This window comes from Rathayibacter sp. VKM Ac-2835, from assembly GCF_013266705.1.
In the GTDB taxonomy this organism is placed as follows: domain Bacteria; phylum Actinomycetota; class Actinomycetes; order Actinomycetales; family Microbacteriaceae; genus Rathayibacter.
Map to the genome: position 1 here is coordinate 347,724 of NZ_JABSNQ010000003.1, position 16,624 is coordinate 364,347.

Below are 16,624 nucleotides of genomic sequence, written 5' to 3' on the forward strand. Positions count from 1 at the left end.
GGTGGCGCGTGGTTGCGACGGCCGAAGGACGCCGCCCGGTTCAGCAAAAAATTCCGCTGGTACCCGTTCGCGACACTTGAAGTTGGAACTGTCATCCCGTGCGGACTCAGCTCTCGGCGAGGAACTCTGCGATCACAGACGGAAGTTCCCTCCCGGACTGCATCGATCCCAGGGCGGATCGACCCGAAGCCGTTATTTCGACTAGCTCTGACCGGCCGAGTGGGGTCTGTACGTAACCAAGCGACTCCAACTTAGCGACGAAACTGCGAGCAAAGGCGGGGTCCAGCGCGGCCGCGCCGCGCTGCTCCAAGCCCCTACGCTGACGGCGAGAGCCCTCCACTAGCTTGCTCGCCACTTTCTCGACAATCGAGAATCGCGGATGATTCATCCAGAAAAAATATGAATCTATAGGGTCGACAACCGCTCCGCAGTACGCCAGGTACCCGAGCGCCTGCTTTCCTTCTACTCGCTTGGGACTGCGTCCCACGTCCAAAATCAATGATATGTCTTCGTTGAGGTTAGTAAAGATGGCGCCCTCAAGAATGGCATCAGTGACAGAGACGTCCACCAAAGACGCACCGTGGAACGTTGCTGCTGAGAGGTCCGCTTCATCCAGAATGACTGCCTCAAGCGCACTGCCGCTGAAATCGGCTGAGCGAAGGTTCGCGGAGCGGAATGATATGTCGAGAAGTGTACAATCTCTAAATGAGGAACCTTCGTATCCGCGCTCATCTGACGTAACGGTCAGTTCCATCGAGGCTAAGTGCACGCGATCGACGCGCGGCGGCTCTCCCGCGATCGACTGCAATCGTGGAGCGCCGCTGACTACGGGAGGCAAGCCGTCCCAAATCAGAGCGATGTAGCTCCCGAGGGCTAGGTTGGAACTCATATCAGACTTCGCTTTTACTAGCGCTGACACGAGAAGCTGGGGATCGTATCCGGCTGAGGCCGTGAATGCCCGCATGGCGTCAGAGATCGGAGGATCCGACCTTAGTGGACGGCCGCGAAGGATGTCGTCCACCATTGACTCGGCCACAAGGAACTCGCGAAGCGAGTTATGCGAGAAGCGCCAGCCCACTCCAATGGTGCTTCCCGCGCGTGTAAGAGTGCCGGACCGTCTTAGGTCTTCGAACATCGAGTCGACCTCGTTGCTGCGCGAGCTCCCAGTATGCCTCCGCAGTTGACGCTTGAAGACAACCTCGATGAGCGAACGGAACTGGTCCTCGTCAACCTGGGTCTGGCCGGTCGTGGTTAAGTGGATCGCGAGTTGCTGTAGGAAGACTCGGCGATCGTCGGTTCCGACATGCGCGGCTTGGCCCAAGTCTCGGAGCCCGAGCTTATCGACAATCAATGTATAAACCTCCCACTCCGTCAGGCGAGTCGCAGTGGTCTCGTCCAGCTCATTTGCAACCTCGATGAGGTAGCTGATAATCACTGGTTTACCAGAAAGTGCAATCTCCGTTCCTTCGCCGGTGGCCCGAAATACACGGTCGAGGACTGCGATCACAGTTTCCGCCGCTTCCGGCGTCGCGGTCAACATTCTTCGAACAAGGTTTTTGGCTTGATCCGGCGAAAGGTCCATTAGTGACCGCTCGAACTTGTCGAGAATGCTCCTCTGGATCAGGTCGTCGATCTGGGACTCGTGCTGAGATATCTTTTCTCCCGCAATGATTGCGTACTTGGATCGCAGTGAAATCTGCTTGTAAAGGTGATCAAACAGCGCCAGTTGTTCAGTCTCAGAAAAGTAATTGGGCCGGCTAGTTAGAAGTCCGCGAACTCCATCGCTCGATAGCTCCGCAAGGGCCTGTAACGTCGCTCGCCGTTCCCGCTGATTCAGGTACTGTGCCATCTCGTCGTAGCCATCGAGAATCAGCACAACCCTCCCGGAACGTATAAGCGACCAGAAGAACTCTATAGGAACATGGCTCAGACCGTTATGGTCAAGGAAGTGGTGTAGGAGGCCCTGTGCATCGAACTGCTTTGTGAAAGCCCCAAGTTCGATGCGAACAGGTATCGCAGCCCCTGGATCTTGCTTGTAGCTCTCAAGCCAACGCTTCTGCAGCATTCGTGTAAGCGCTGATTTACCGGTGCCGTATTCACCCACCACAAGCAGCCAAGATTTGGCGGCGTCGTGGTCATGAAGCCACTTGTCCATCCATTCAAGAGCGTTGTCAGAGCCGTGCGCATCCACGAATTTCGGATGTTCGTATACGCTAGAAAGCTCGCGTATCTGGTCGGCGACTTGGGTGTCGCCCGTAATCAGCTCCACGTAGGGCTGGAACTTTTCGAATTTCTCGAATAACTCGGAATACGTTAACGTTTCGATGCGCGTCTTAGCCGCACGCTCTCGGACATCAGGTGTGAACCCGTTTGAACTCACGATTAGGCAAATGGCCCCCGGGTCGATCATGTGAACCATCGATAGTTTGGTTAGATCTTTTCCGTACTTTGTGTTGTCTACATACTGCACCGTTGCTTCGATATATACCTTCGAAGCAAACGGGTTGCCGATTGGTGTCGCAACAAGGTCAATCTCAGCACCGTTGATTTTCAAAGGGCCGCCAACCGTGTGGTGGTTCTGACGGAACAGCGTTGCGATGGCGGCGGGGAGGCTATCTGGCGTGAAATCGACCATGGAGGCGAGTATTCCATGGCGACGGCGTCGGAACCTTCTTCGCTTCGTGGTGTTATCACCCATGTGTGTGGTTTCGTATTCGTCGCACGAGCGTTCCTGCTCGCGTGCACATGCGGACCATCCGGGACTTGGTCGCAAATGTTCGCGGTCGCTGGTCGTCGTCCGTTGGCGGTGAGGAACATTCGCTTTCTGGGACCGCTGTTGATAGTTCATCCGAAGTCTGCCTTGGCCGTGACGACGGTGGTCCTGCCGTCTCAACATTTCTTGTCGTCCCACTCTGTCCAAGAAGGGGGCTCGAATGGGCTTTACAAGTCGACGTCGCGGGCCTTGCGTCAGCGCCGGACGACCGCCGGTGACCAAGCGTGCTCGAGGAAGACCGCCGGGTCGCCCCCGCCGTCGGCCGAGATCGCCCAGACGTCGGTGTCACCCGCCGCCTCTTCCCGCGTCAGCCCATAGAGCAGGGTGTCGTCGTCCAGCCACATCACCTGGTCGTCCACACTCCGCTCCTCCGGCAGCGCCGTCTCCACCCCCGACGCCAGATCCAGCACCGCGATCCGCCAGTCCGGAACCCCGTCCCCGACGTCTTTCTTGTACGCGACCCGCGTCTCGTCCGGCGAGAGCGACGGGCACTCCGCCGTGTCGTGGATCGCCGTCATCGTCCGCGCCGACATGCTCCCGCGCACCAGCCACGTCCGCGACCCCGACGCCGCGGTCGCGTAGAACGTGTCCCCGTCGTCCGCGAAGGTGACCCCCCACAGATTCCGGTCCGCGGCCGTCAGCGGAGCCCCGGCGACGCTGAGCGCGAAGGACTCCAGATCGCCCGGGTCCGGCACGGCCGGGTCGAGCGAGCGGATGACGGTCTGGGTGGAGAAGGTGGTCGGCGCATACGAGTGCCCGGTGACGAACGCGGTGGTGCTCAGCATCCCGTCGCCGATGCGGGCGCGGCTGGGGATGCCGGGCAGCGGCCACGTCTGCAGGGTCTCGCCGTCGGCGCCGGTCAGCACGGCCTCGAAGGTGGTCAGCACGCCGCGGTCGGTGCGCAGGCAGAGCTCCATCGACTCGGTCGCAGCGACGCGGTCGCAGGCGCGGTCGGTGAGGGTGCGCGCGGCGCCCGGGTCGGCCAGCGGCACGGAGGCGACCAGCCCGTAGCCCTGGCCGCTCGCGGTGTTGCGGAAGACGATCCGGTCGCCGTCCACGGGGGCGCCTGTCGAGACCGCCACAGCCGAGTCGGCGGAGGCGCGCGCCTGGTACCGCGCCCAGGCGCCGGCCCCGTACACAGCCGCGCCGCCGAGGAGGGCGACGGCGGCCACCACGGCGATGATCCAGCGCGCGCGGTCCGAAAGACGGCGGGACGAGTCCGTCATGCCTTCTTCTCCGCGAAGCGCTCGCGCAGCAGCAGCACCGCGACGGGGAGCGCCGCCGCGAGACCCACGGCGACCGCGATCATCGCGTCCTCCCGGCCGAGCCACAGCCACAGCGCTCCGAAGCCGACCGACGCGAACAGCCGCGCGACCGCGACGACCGTCTGGGCCGCGGCGATCCCGCTCGCCCGGATCTCGGCGGGCACGCTCGCCCCGGCGACGGCCGCGAGCACGCCGTCGGTCGCGGCGTAGAAGGCGCCGAGCAGCAGCAGGCAGGCGATCGTCACCGCGAGCCCGGAGGCGGGCGACGCCGCGAGCACGTAGACGGCGAGCAGCAGCACGTGGCCGGCGGCGAACATCTGCGCGCGGCCCCAGCGGTCGGCGAGGCGGCCGAAAGGGATCGCGAGGGCGAGGTAGGCGGCGTTCGTCCCGACGTACAGCAGCGGGAACCACTGCGCCGCGAAGCCGCTGCGGCTCTGCAGCACCAGGTACACGAAGCCGTCGCCGACCGTGAGCAGCCCGAGCAGGCCGGCGGCGAGCAGGAGGCGGCGCGGACGCCGGTCCCAGAGGCGGCGCCACGGCAGCCTCGTTCGCGCCGCGCCGCCCGCGATGCGCGTCCGCACGTCCGGCACGAACAGCAGCAGCACGACCACGCCGAGCGTCGCGAACGCGGCCGACAGCACGAAGACCGTGGAGTAGCCGTCCGGCACGAGCAGCAGCACGACGAAGGCCAGGAGCGGACCGATCGTCGCGCCGACGGTGTCGAGCATCCGGTGCACGCCGAACGAGCGGGCGAGCGACGCGGGCTCGGAGGAGGCGGAGATCATCGCGTCGCGGGGCGCGGTGCGGATCCCCTTGCCGAGGCGGTCGACGGTGACGACCGCGGTGAGGGCCGCGGGGCCGCTGCCGACCAGCAGGCCCAGGCGCGCGATCGCAGACAACCCGTAGCCGGCGAGGGCGACGAGCTTGGGGCGGTCGGTGCGGTCGGCGGTCCAGCCGGCGCCGATGCGGACGAAGGCGCTGACGCCCTGGTAGAGGCCGTCGAGGAAGCCGTACGCGAGCGTCGACATGCCCAGCGCGGCGGTGATGTAGAAGGGGAGGATCGCGGCGGTCGACTCCGAGGAGATGTCGGTGAAGAGGCTGACGATGCCGAGGGCGATGACGGCGGGGGCGATGCGCGACGGGCCGGTGCCGCGCGCGGGCTGCTCCGCGGCGCCCTCGGGCCGGTCGGACAGGGAGATGTACACGTCTAGCCGCCGCTCGGGTGCAGGACGGCGATCAGCGAGTAGCTCATCCGCGGGGTGCCGGTGGGCGTGACCGAGAGGCTCACGGTGTCCTCGCCCGCGGTGAAGACCATCGCGGCGCCGTCGGCGGGCGCGTCGACGGCGGCGGAGGCGAAGCCCTGCGCGGCGAGCGAGCGGCGGTAGCTCTCGACGATCTGCTCGGCGTCGAGGGCGACGGTCGCGGTGAGGCCCGAGCGCAGGGCGTCGCCGGCGGGCTCGACCGAGCTCGAGGCGACGACCGAATCGGGCAGCGGGGCGACGACGGCGGAGGGGTAGCCGGCGACCAGCGCGCGGGTGGCGCTCGCGGCGGCGGGCAGCGGGAGGGAGACGAGGGCGGCTCGCGGGGTGGAGTCGGGTAGGCCCGTGTCGACGGGGGCGGGGCCGGAGACCTCGAGCGGGGCGGAGGGGTCGGCGACGGCGGCGGGGTTCGACGGGTCGGGCGGGGTGACGGTGGCGCCGTCGGGGGTCGCGCCCGGGGTGGCGGAGGCGGTGGTGTTCGGGGAGGAGGCGCCAGGGGAGGCGGTGGCGCCGGGGGGCGAGGTGCCCGCGGATCCGGTCGCCCCCGCGCCGGTCGGGCTGCCGTCGCCGGGGCCGCCGGCGGTCGCGTCGAGCACGAGAGCCCCCGCGACCAGCAGCAGCGCGACCGCCCCGGCCACCACCAGCAGGCGTCGTCGAGCGTCCATGGGGTCTCCGGATGCGGGCGCACCGACGATCGTGGCCGGCCAGGATCCGTCCATCCGCGTCGGGTCGCGTCTCGCGAACCTTAGCCCCCGCGGGGCCCGACTGCACCTGTCGATACGGTGGGCGGATGAGATCGAGGCGGGCGGCGGTCGCGGGTGCCGTGCTGCTCGGGCTGCTGACCGGGTGCGCGACGGGGCCGACGGCGGGCGTCGACGAGCAGATCCTCGCCGCGGAGGAGCTCGGCGACACGGCGGTGACCGCCGCGGAGTCGCTCCACCCGGTGCTGATCGGTGCGGACCTCCGGGTGTCGGTGCGCGGTGGCAAGCCCTCGGTGAGCCGCGAGGACGAGCGCTGGGTCGAGCTGTTCCTGCGCCTGGTGCCGCAGGGGGCGGGGCCTGGAGCGAGCGGGGAGATGCAGGAGGCGATCGAGAGCGAGCTGCTCGCCGACGGCTGGGTCGCGGACGAGCTGACGCGGGACGCCGCGGAGACCGGCGAGGGCGCCGAGCTGTGGTTCACCCGGCCGGGCGCCGAGGGCACCGCGACCTGGGACGGCGACTCGCCCGGCGACTGGCACGTCTCCGTCCGGGACCGCCTCGACTACGTGCAGCTCGACGTCCAGAGCCCGTTCGCCCTGACGACGGACACCCAGTACGCCACCACCGACGCGGTCGAGGCCCGCCACCCGGAGTGGCGGAGCCCGGACGGCGTCCTGCCGTGATCCCCGTGCTGATCGAGTAGCCGTCCCATGCTGATCGAGTAGCCCGCGGAGCGGGCGTATCGAGATCCGCCGCCGGTCAGAAGGCCGGCCGTCAGGTCAGGCGCTCCGTCAGATGGACGGCGACCTCGTCGCCGAGGTCCTTGCCGAGCTTCGTGCGGAGCTTGGCGCTGATCGAGAGCATGTGGCCGCCGGCGCCCGTGGGCATCAGGCCTGCGGTGAGCGGCTCGCCGTCGACGGTCGCGACGACCTTCACCGCCTTGCCGGTGCCGAACAGCGCGACGGAGTCCGGCACCTCCACGCACGACCAGAGGTCGCCCTTCACGGTGACGCCGATCGGCGCGGTGAAGGCGACGTCGAGCGGGCCGACGCCGTTCATGCCGGGACCTCGACCGTCCGCTCGATGCCGTGGGTCCGCTCCGCTGTCATGCGCCCGAGGGTAGTCGCCGGCTGCGCCTCAGCGCTCGAGCAGCGCGGTGTTCAGCTCGGCCGTGAGGGCGGCGTCGATGGCGTACGAGCGGCCGTCGAGGTGGTGGATCGGCGCGGCGAGCCGCTGGCTGTTGGTGAGCCAGAGCGCGTCCGCCTCTGCGAGCTCCTCGACGCGGACGTCCCGGTACTCGGTCGGGAAGCCCCGGCTCGCGAAGAAGTCGAAGGCGCCCAGCTGCGCGGTCCCGAGCAGGACGCCGTGCTCCGGCGACGGGGTCACGATCCGGTCGCCGAAGCGCAGGACGAGCGTCGAGGTCGGCCCCTCGAGGGCGAAGCCGTCCGTGGTGGTGAACACCACGTCGTCCGCGTTCCGGCGCGCCGCCTCGCGGAGGACCGCGCGGTTCACGCCGTAGGAGAGGGTCTTCGCGCCCTGCAGGAGCCACGGGGCGGTCTGCGCGATGTCGAGCGGGTAGCCGCGGGTCAGGGTGACGACCGAGATGCCGGCCGTCCGCTGCTGCGTCCAGTCCGGGTTCGCGTCGAGGAACGCGTAGCCGGTCGGATCCCAGGAGCGGCTCTCGATCCCGCGGGTGTAGACGTACTTGCAGTAGGCGTCCTCGACGTCGCCGAGGTGCTGGACGCCCAGGTCGACGGCCGCGCGGAAGGCCTCGAGGTCCGGGGCGGGGAGCTCCATGATCTGCGCGGAGCGGGCGAAGCGAGCGAGGTGCTCCTCCACGGCGTGGACGCGGCCCCGGTGGATCCCGACGGTCTCGAAGATGCCGTCGCCGCGGGTGATCCCGAGGTTCATGGCGTCGACGACCGGCTCGTCGAAGGGGTGGACGCGCAGCAGGGGACCGTCCCCCGCGGGGGAGTCGAGGCTGGGGCGGGCGATGGTGACGACGACGGGGCTCACGGGGCGGCCTTCCTGGGCGGGAGCTGCTGGGTGGACGCGCGGTGGACGAGCTGCGCGCCCACGCGGTAGGTGCGGGTGAGGCGGCGCAGGCGCTCGGGGGTGGTCCCCTCGTTCGCGATCGCGCGGATCTGGTTGAGCAGGAGGTCGACGGAGAGCTCCGCGAGGGCGGCCGCGCCGTTGTCGACGATGGTCACGGGCGGGTTCCACATCTGCAGCAGCGGCATGTCCTCGAAGCAGACCAGCGACAGCTCCTCCGGGATCCGCACCGCGCGGGTGACGAGGACGGGCAGGATCCCGAACACGGCCTCGTGGTTCGCGGCGAACAGGGCGGTCATCCCGGTCCTGCGGTCGAGGAGGGCGGCGGCCGCCTCCGCCCCGAACTCCTGCGTGAAGGGCCCGCGGAGGACGAGGTCCTCGTCGTAGGGGATGCCGTGGCGGGCGAGGGCGTCGGCGTAGCCCGCGTGCCGCTCGCGGCCGGAGTCGGCCGAGTCCACGCCGCCGATGTAGCCGATGCGGCGGTGGCCCAGCCCGGCGAGGTGCTCAGTGGCCTCGTAGGCGCCGTCGCGGTCCGCCGCAAGGACGGTGGGCGCCATGCTGTCGGCCGAGGACCGGATCAGGTTCACCACCGCGATCTCCTGCGTCAGGAAGGCGTTGGTGCTCTTCGCGTTCTGGCCGGTGCCGATGACGATGATGCCGTCGACCCCGTGGTCCGCGAGTGTCAGCAGCAGGTTCTTCTCGGCGCGGGGATCGGCGTCGGTGGTGGAGAGGATGAGCTGGTACCCCTCGGCGGTGAGCTTGCGCTGCACGACGTCGGCGACGGTGTGGAAGGTCTGGTTGACGAAGTTGTTCAGGACCAGGCCGATGAGGCGCGAGCGTCCGGAACGCAGGGTGCTGGCGGCCCGGTTCGGGCGGTAGCCCAGGGCGGCCGCGGCCTCTCCCACAGCCGTCCGGGTGCCCTCGGAGATGAGGGGCGAGCCGCTGAGCGCGCGGGACGCGGTGCTCAGGGACACGTTCGCCGCCTCGGCGACCGTGCGCAGAGTGACGGGCATCGCATCCTCCGGTGGGGTCTGGACCGATCCTAGGGGCCTGCAAACCGGGTGCAATCGATCGCACGGAAAGGTTGCACGACGGCCGGCTCGAGGATCGTCCGCGTGACCGGGGGATTCCCGGGGAACCGACCGATTCTGCACCCGTTACCCGCATGTTTCGGCGCATGAAGATCTCGTTTCGGACCCGTCATCCCGCCGTCGACATCCGCAAGATGATGCAAACGATCGCACGACGACCCATCCGATCCGGCCTCGCCGGTCGGGCACCCGCACCGAAGGACACGATGAACCGCCACGACGTCGAGTGGGCCGGATACTGGCCCGCCGCCTCCACCCCCTTCCGCGCCGACGGATCCCTGGACGAGCCGATGCTGGCCGCCCTCATGGAGCTCTCGGTGAGCCAGGGCGTGCACGGGATCCTCGTCAACGGGAGCACGGGCGAGTGGTTCAGCCAGAGCCCCGCCGAGCGCCGTCGCGTCGCCGAGATCGCGGTCGAGGCCGTCGCGGGCCGGGTCCCGGTCGTCGTCGGGGTCACTGCGAGCACCGCCGCCGAAGCGGTCGATCTGGCCCGCCACGCGGAGACCTCGGGGGCGGACGGCGTGCTCGCGACGGTTCCGCCGTACGTGCACCCGTCTCCCGACGAGACCGTCGCGTTCTACGCCGAGGTCAGCGGCGCGACCGCGCTCCCGTTCATGGTCTACAACTGGCCGCGCGGCGTCGCCGTCGACCTCGCGCAGGTGCCCGGGCTGATGGCCCGTCTGGCCGCGCTGCCCCAGGTCGCGGCGATCAAGGACTCCACCGGCGACTGGAACGCGATGGTCGCGACGACCCAGGAGGTCGCCTCCGAGGTGCGCGTCTTCGGCAGCTTCAGCCACCGCAAGGGGCTCGCGATCATGGCGGGTCTCGGCGGCGACGGGGCGATCGACGGGGGCAGCGTCGCCGCTCCCTACGGCGTGCCCTTCTACGAGGCGGCGCAGGCCGGCGACCTCGATCTGGCACGGTTCTGGGTCGACAAGTACCAGGCGATCAGCGGTCGCCTGATCGCCGGCGACTACAGCGGCCGCTTCGCCTCGCCGATCGCGCAGCTGAAGCTCGCGATGCACCTTCTCGACCAGCCGGGCGGCCGCGTCCGCCGTCCGCTGCTCGAGCTCACCGATCCCGCGGCGATCGCCGCCGTCGCGCAGATCCTCCGCGACGGCGAGCTGCCCGTCTCGACCGAGCACGAGGCCGCGGTCGCGGCCGAGCGGGCGACGTGGTGATCGCGACCGCCGACGTCGTCATCGTCGGCGGCGGCGTCCTCGGCGCGGCGACCGCCTTCGAGCTCGTCGAGCGCGGTCTCGACGTCGTGCTCCTGGAGCGCGCGCTCCCCGGTCGGCAGGGCTCGGGCACCACCGCGGGGAACCTGCACATCCAGGCGATCCACTCCCGCCGGCCGGACCAGGACGTCGCGGTCGACGCCGGCCGGCTCGTGCCGCTCCAGCGGACGGCGAGCGAGCTGTGGGGCACGGTCGCCGAGCGCCTCGGCCGCGACGTCGGCATCGTCCGCTCGGGCGGGTTCACCGTCGCGGAGACGGAGGACGACCTGGCGGAGCTGCACGCGAAGGCCGTCTGGGAGGCCGCCGCCGGGATCCCGACCGAGGTGCTCGACGGCGACGCGGCCCGCGCCGCGCTGCCGCAGCTGGGCGCGAGCGTGCTCGGGGCGACGTGGTGCCCGTGGGACGGCTACGCGAACTCGCTGCTCGCGACGCCCGCCTACCTGGCGGCGGCGCGCGCCCGCGGGGCCCGGATCTACACCGACGCCCCTGTCACCGCCCTCCGTCGCGAGTCCGGGGCCTGGCGCGTCGAGAGCCCTCTCGGAGTCGTCTCGGCACCCGTCGTCGTCAACGCCGCCGGCCCGTGGATCCAGCAGGTCTCCGCTCTCGCCGGGGTGGGCCTGCGGATGGCGCCGCTCGCGATCCAGATGCTCGAGACCGTGCGCGCCCCGCGCTTCCTGCCGCACCTCGTGCAGCACATCGGCATCGGGCTCTCGGTGAAGCAGGTGCTCTCCGGGAGCGTCGTCATCGGCGGCGGCTGGCCGGCGTCGGAGCTGCAGCTCGGCGGCATCACGCCGGTCCGCGACGAGAGCGTCGCCGGGAACCTCGGCGACGCGGTCCGCGTGGTCCCCGAGATCGCCGGGCTCCGCCTGGCCCGCGCGTGGAGCGGTCCGCTCGCGGCGACCCCCGACGAGATGCCCGTCGTCGGCGAGGTGCCCGGTCTCGAGGGCCTCTACGTGGAGGGCGGCACCTACGCCTTCACCTTCTCCCCGCTCTGGGCGCGCACCGTCGCCGACCGGATCACCGGGGTCGCGCCGCTGCACGACGTCGACGACCTCGGGCCCGCGCGCCTCCTCGGGTCCGCCTCTCCGACCCTTCCCGCCTTCTCGCCCGCCCCGACCGACCCGACCGCTCAGGGAGCACGATGATCCGCAACAGCAACGTCCCGCCGCCCACCCCGGGCACGGCGGGCAGTCCCGATCCGCTCTGGCTGATCGGCGGGCACGTCGTCGACGTCGTCGGCACCCGCGTCCTGCACGACACGAACGTCGAGGTGCGCGACGGGCTCCTGCACGCCGTCACCACCGAAGCGCCGCCGGCAGGTGCTCCCACGCTCGACCTCGGCGGCCGCTACCTCGTCCCCGGCCTCGTGTCGGTGCACACCCACCTGACGATCGTGTACCCGTTCGACGACACCGACGTCCTGGAGTCCTCGGCCCAGAGCGTGCTCCGCGGAGCGAGCCGGGCCAGGGACGCCCTCCACGCCGGCGTGACCACGGTCCGCACCCTCGACGAGCAGAACCAGGCCGACATCGAGATCCGCAGAGCGGTCGCGGGCGGCTGGCTCGAGGCGCCGCGGATCTTCGCGTCCGGCCGGGCCATCGGCATCACCGGCGGTCACGGCAAGGGCATGGCCTGCGTCTACGCGGACGGGCACGACGAGTTCCTGAAGGCCGCGCGGACCGAGCTCGAGGCCGGGGCGGACCACATCAAGGTCTTCATCACCGGAGGGATCGCGCACGCCGACGAGTCGGTCAGCGGTGCCCAGATGACCACCGACGAGATGCGGGCGGTCGTCCGCGCGACGCGCGAGCAGGGCACCTACGTCGTCGCGCACGCCGGCGGCGGCGAGGCGATCCGCGAGGCGCTCACGGTCGGCATCACCGCGTTCGAGCACGGCTACGACCTCGACGACGCGACCGTCGACGAGATGGCCGCGGCCCGCGCCTACCTGACGCCGACCCTCTCCGTCACCTCGAGCCCGCAGTGGATGCGCGACCACTCCTTCACCGAGTGGCAGATCGAGCTCGCGCAGCGCGTCCACCCGATGCACCTCGCCAGCATCCGGCGCGCGTTCTCCCGGGCAGTCACCGCGCCGGAGGACCTCGACGGCGCCGGCATCCGCATCGTCGCCGGCACCGACTACCTGCCGGGGGAGCCGCACGACGGCACGTCCTGCGCGGTCAAGGAGATGGAGTACCTCGAGCAGGCCGGGCTGCCCGTCGGCGCGGCTCTGCGCGCGGGCACCTGGGAGGCGGCACGGCTGCTCCGCGCCGAGGACCGCCTCGGCTCCATCGCCCCCGGCCTGGTCGCCGACCTCGTCGTGACCGACGAGGACCCGACCCTCACGGTCTCGGCCCTGCGCACCATCGGCACCGTCATCCAGGGCGGACGACTCGTCCGCTCCACCCTCACCCCCTCGGGAGGAGCACTGTGAACGCCCCACGGCTCAAGGTCGCGGTCGACATCGGCGGCACCTTCGTCGACGCGATCTCGTACGACACGACGAGCGGAGAGATCGCCGTCCACAAGGTCTCGACCACCCCGGCCGAACCGGCCGCCGGCGTCCTCGGCGGCGTCACCGGCCTGCTCGCGGAGGTGGGCGCGGACATCTCCGACATCGAGTCCTTCGCGCACGGCACCACGCTCGGCCTCAACGCGATCCTGCAGCGCAACGGCGCGGACGTCGGCATCATCACGAACGAGGGCTTCAGCGACCTGCTCGAGATCGCGCGGGCCGCCATCCCCTCCTCGCACATGTACGACTTCAGCTTCCAGCGCCCCGCGCCGCTGGTCCCGCGCCGGCATCGCCTCGGCGTGCGCGGCCGGCTCGACGCGCAGGGCGACGAGGTCACTCCGCTGGACGAGGCGGGGGTCCTCGAGGCGGGCCGCGTCCTCGTCGAGGAGCGCGGGCTCCGCTCGCTCGCGGTCTGCTTCCTGCACTCCTACGCCGACACCCGGCACGAGCAGCGGGCGGGCGAGATCCTCCGTGCGGCGTTCCCCGGCGTCGCCGTGTCGGTCTCGAGCGACCTCACCCGCGAGTACCGCGAGTACGAGCGCACGAGCACGGTCGCCCTCGACGCGTACATCCGCCCCGTCCTGAACGACTACATCGGCTCGCTCGAGTCCCGCCTCGACGAGGGCGGGCTGGCGACGCCGCTGCACATCATGCGCTCCGGCGGTGGCGCGATGACGGCGCAGCTCGCCAAGGACGCTCCGCTGATGACGGTCCTCTCGGGTCCCGCCGGCGGAGTCGTCGGGACGACCTTCCTCGCCCGCGAGCTGGGCCTGGCCAACGTCCTCTCCTTCGACGTCGGCGGAACGAGCGTCGACTCCTGCGTGGTCGTCGACGGCGAGCCCACCGAGGTGCACGAGGCCGAGATCGACGGGCTCCCGCTGCTGCTGCCGATCTTCGACATCCGCACCATCGGCGCGGGTGGCGGCTCGATCGCCTGGATGGACTCCGGGCTGCTGAAGGTCGGCCCGCGCAGCGCCGGCTCCGTCCCGGGTCCGGTCGCCTACGGCAACGGCGGCACCGAGCCGACCGTCACCGACGCCTCCTTCGCCCTCGGCTACCTCGACCCGTCCGCGTTCCTCGGCGGGCGGATGAGCGTCTCGGCCGACGCGGCGCGCGCCGCCATCGAGGAGAAGGTCGCGGTGCCGCTCGGGCTCGACGGCACCACGGCGGCCGCGAGCATCCTGCGGATCGTCGTCGCCCGCACGGTCGGCGCCCTCCGCGAGATCACGATCGAGCGCGGCCTCGATCCTCGCGAGTTCACCCTCCTCGCGTTCGGCGGCGCCGGGCCGCTGCTCGCGCCGATGCTCGCGCGGGAGATGGGGATCCGCACGACCCTGGTCCCGCGGGTGCCGGCCGCGTTCTCGGCCTTCGGCATGCTGATGTCCGACCTCGAGTTCGAGTTCGCCGCCACGGCGCTCAAGCCGCTCTCCGACGAGGTGCTCGGCACCCTCGACGAGGTCTTCGCCGAGCTGCACGAGCGGGCCGTCGCCGTGCTCGAGCAGCAGGGCGTGCCCGAGGAGGCCCGCGAGTACCTCCGCACCCTCGACATCCGCTACCGCGGCCAGGAGCACGCGCTCCCCGTCGAGTACCAGGAGGGAGCGAGCGCCGCCGAGGTCCTCGCCGCCTTCAACGAGCGCCACGTCACTCTGCACGGGCACGCGATGGAGGAGCCCGGGCAGATCCTCTCGCTCCGGCTGAAGGCCGTCGGCGTGCAGCCGAAGCCGCCGCTGGTCCGGATCGCCGCGACCGACGGCGCCGCTCCGGAGCCGGTCGGCGTGCGCTCGGCGTTCGACGTCGCCACAGACTCGTGGCGCGACTTCGCGGTGCACGAGCGCGATCGGCTGCGGGCGGGCGACGTGATCGCCGGTCCCGCGATCGTCGAGGAGGGCACCTCCACCACCGTCTTCTTCGGCGACCAGACCCTGACCGTCGACGAGTACGGCCACCTGGCGATCAGCCGGCTGGACGCCACGATCCCGAACGGAGGCGGTGCCCGATGAGCGCACCCGAGCGACTCGACGGTGCCACCGTCGAGGTCATCCGCAACTACGTGGTCTCGGCCGCGGAGCAGATGCGCCGCACCCTCGTGCGCAGCGCCTTCAACCCCGTCATCTACGACGTCCTCGACTTCGGCATCTCGATCTACAACGGGCAGCAGGAGCTGATGGCGGAGGCCAGCGGCATCACCCACTTCCTCGGCGCGAACGACCGCGCGCTCGTCGAGGGGAGCCGCTACGTCGGCGTCGAGAACATGGGACCCGGCGACGTGTTCCTGCTCAACTACCCCTACTGGAGCGGCGCGCACGCCTACGACGCGATGCTGTTCGCGCCGGTGTTCGCCGAGGGGCGCAGCGATCCCGCCGCGTTCCTCGCGGTCCGCGCGCACTGGATGGACCTCGGCGCGAAGTCGCCCGGCTACGTCCTCGACTCGACCGACATGCACCAGGAGGGCCTGATCTTCCCGGGCACCCGCATCGTCCGGGCCGGCGAGGTCGTGCGGGACATCACCGAGCTGATCCGCTTCAACTCCCGCCTCCCGGACCTGACGCTGGGCGACTTCCACGCGCAGCTCGCATCGCTCAGGGTCGGCGAGCGGAGCCTGCACCAGATCTGGGACAAGTTCGGCATCGAGACGGTCGAGCAGGCCATCCGCCAGGTGATCGAGCACGGCGAGGCGATCGCCCGCAAGGCCGTGCTCGCCCTGCCGGACGGCAGCTGGAGCGCGACCGACTACATCGACGACGACAACATCACGGACGACCTCATCGAGATCACGGTGCGGGTCACGATCGAGGGCGACCGGCTGACCGCCGACTACACCGGCTCCTCGCCGGCCGTGCTCGGTCCGGTGAACCTGCCGATCGGCTCGACCGAGGGCATCGTGAAGGCCAGCTTCAAGAGCCTGACCACGCCGGACGAGCCCTCGAACGCCGGCCACTTCCGCCCGCTCGAGGTGATCGCCGAGGAGGGGAGCATCTTCAACGCGGTCTACCCCTCCGCCACCTTCACCCAGTGGAGCGCGATCGTCGCGACCGAGCTGATGCACAAGGCCCTCGCCCAGGTCATCGCCGAGATGCCCGCCTCCTCCGGTGGGGACGAGCCAGGGTTCATGGCCCTCGGGCACGACCCGCGCACCGGTCAGGACTTCGTCGTCAGCAACAACGAGGGCATCGGCTGGGGAGCGACGAGGGACCACGACGGCGGCAACGCGCAGCAGCACCCGTCGCAGACCACGGTCCGCAACACTCCGATCGAGGTGCTCGAGCACAAGGCGACCCTCCTGCACGAGCGGCTGGAGCTGATCCAGGACTCCGCGGGCGCCGGCCGGCACCGCGGCGGCGTCGGGGTGCTCCGCCAGGTGCTCTACACCGCGCCGGGCGAGGTGCTCTCGATGAAGAAGAAGACCAAGACGAGGCCGTGGGCGCTCGAGGGCGGCCACGAGCCCGAGCCGAGCGAGATGGTGATCTGGCCGGACACCGACCGCGCCCAGCGCGTCGGCATGTACCGCGCATCGATGGCCGAGGGCGAGCGCTTCATCAACCGCACGGCCGGCGGCGGAGGCTACGGCGATCCCCTCGACCGCGAGCCCGGCTCCGTCGTCGACGACGTCCTCGACGGCTACGTGAGCGCCCAGGCCGCTCGCGAGCTCTACGGCGTCGAGGTCCACCCCGACGGTTCGTGGACCCCCACCGCGGACCGTGCCACCCGCTCCACTTCACAGGAATAGGTACCG

Annotated in this window: 13 protein-coding genes; 6 read left to right on the forward strand and 7 right to left on the reverse strand. The window is 70.2% G+C overall.

What is annotated here, in order from left to right:
* Nucleotides 1-106 precede the first annotated feature (106 nt).
* The 4 genes from HRK28_RS15390 to HRK28_RS15405 all read right to left on the reverse strand — a co-directional run bounded on the left by HRK28_RS15390 (nt 107) and on the right by HRK28_RS15405 (nt 5,962).
* Nucleotides 107-2,635: a pentapeptide repeat-containing protein gene (locus HRK28_RS15390; protein WP_173252233.1), complete on the reverse strand. Its 2,529-nt coding sequence runs from the start codon at nt 2,633-2,635 to the stop codon at nt 107-109.
* 332 nt (nt 2,636-2,967) lie between these two features.
* The gene (locus HRK28_RS15395; protein WP_217274802.1) at nt 2,968-3,999 is read right to left on the reverse strand and encodes a hypothetical protein; all 1,032 of its coding nucleotides are present in this window, start codon (nt 3,997-3,999) and stop codon (nt 2,968-2,970) included.
* Nucleotides 3,996-5,243 (reverse strand): MFS transporter, encoded by a 1,248-nt coding sequence (locus HRK28_RS15400; RefSeq protein WP_173252234.1) that lies wholly within the window; start codon nt 5,241-5,243, stop codon nt 3,996-3,998. Before HRK28_RS15400 ends, HRK28_RS15395 begins: the two co-directional genes overlap by 4 nt.
* 2 nt (nt 5,244-5,245) lie before the next feature.
* Nucleotides 5,246-5,962 (reverse strand): hypothetical protein, encoded by a 717-nt coding sequence (locus HRK28_RS15405; protein ID WP_173252235.1) that lies wholly within the window; start codon nt 5,960-5,962, stop codon nt 5,246-5,248.
* 125 nt (nt 5,963-6,087) lie between these two features.
* Here HRK28_RS15405 and HRK28_RS15410 point away from each other — a divergent pair, with 125 nt between their 5' ends.
* Nucleotides 6,088-6,678, forward strand: a complete 591-nt coding sequence (locus HRK28_RS15410; RefSeq protein ID WP_173252236.1) for a hypothetical protein — start codon at nt 6,088-6,090, stop codon at nt 6,676-6,678.
* 91 nt (nt 6,679-6,769) lie between these two features.
* Here the strand turns inward: HRK28_RS15410 and HRK28_RS15415 are convergent, their stop codons facing one another.
* The 3 genes from HRK28_RS15415 to HRK28_RS15425 form a co-directional block, all read right to left on the reverse strand.
* Nucleotides 6,770-7,054 (reverse strand): DUF1905 domain-containing protein, encoded by a 285-nt coding sequence (locus HRK28_RS15415; protein ID WP_173252237.1) that lies wholly within the window; start codon nt 7,052-7,054, stop codon nt 6,770-6,772.
* Nucleotides 7,055-7,132: 78 nt separating this feature from the next.
* Nucleotides 7,133-8,011, reverse strand: coding sequence for an aminodeoxychorismate lyase (locus tag HRK28_RS15420; RefSeq protein ID WP_367948442.1), 879 nt, complete (start codon nt 8,009-8,011; stop codon nt 7,133-7,135).
* Nucleotides 8,008-9,060: a LacI family DNA-binding transcriptional regulator gene (locus HRK28_RS15425; protein WP_173252238.1), complete on the reverse strand. Its 1,053-nt coding sequence runs from the start codon at nt 9,058-9,060 to the stop codon at nt 8,008-8,010. The genes HRK28_RS15420 and HRK28_RS15425 overlap by 4 nt, the downstream gene beginning before the upstream one ends.
* Before the next feature lie 284 nt (nt 9,061-9,344).
* Here HRK28_RS15425 and HRK28_RS15430 point away from each other — a divergent pair, with 284 nt between their 5' ends.
* The 5 genes from HRK28_RS15430 to HRK28_RS15450 are packed head-to-tail and all read left to right on the forward strand — an operon-like array spanning nt 9,345 to nt 16,618.
* Entirely contained in the window at nt 9,345-10,319 is a 975-nt protein-coding gene (locus HRK28_RS15430; RefSeq protein ID WP_173252239.1) for a dihydrodipicolinate synthase family protein, read from the forward strand.
* Complete coding sequence (locus HRK28_RS15435) at nt 10,313-11,521, forward strand: FAD-binding oxidoreductase (protein WP_217274803.1); 1,209 nt, start codon at nt 10,313-10,315, stop codon at nt 11,519-11,521. The genes HRK28_RS15430 and HRK28_RS15435 overlap by 7 nt, the downstream gene beginning before the upstream one ends.
* On the forward strand, nt 11,518-12,810 hold the full coding sequence (locus HRK28_RS15440; protein WP_173252240.1) for an amidohydrolase family protein: 1,293 nt from the start codon (nt 11,518-11,520) through the stop codon (nt 12,808-12,810). The genes HRK28_RS15435 and HRK28_RS15440 overlap by 4 nt, the downstream gene beginning before the upstream one ends.
* Entirely contained in the window at nt 12,807-14,891 is a 2,085-nt protein-coding gene (locus HRK28_RS20215) for a hydantoinase/oxoprolinase family protein (RefSeq protein WP_173252241.1), read from the forward strand. The genes HRK28_RS15440 and HRK28_RS20215 overlap by 4 nt, the downstream gene beginning before the upstream one ends.
* On the forward strand, nt 14,888-16,618 hold the full coding sequence (locus HRK28_RS15450; RefSeq protein ID WP_173252242.1) for a hydantoinase B/oxoprolinase family protein: 1,731 nt from the start codon (nt 14,888-14,890) through the stop codon (nt 16,616-16,618). The genes HRK28_RS20215 and HRK28_RS15450 overlap by 4 nt, the downstream gene beginning before the upstream one ends.
* The last annotated feature ends 6 nt before the right edge of the window (nt 16,619-16,624 follow it).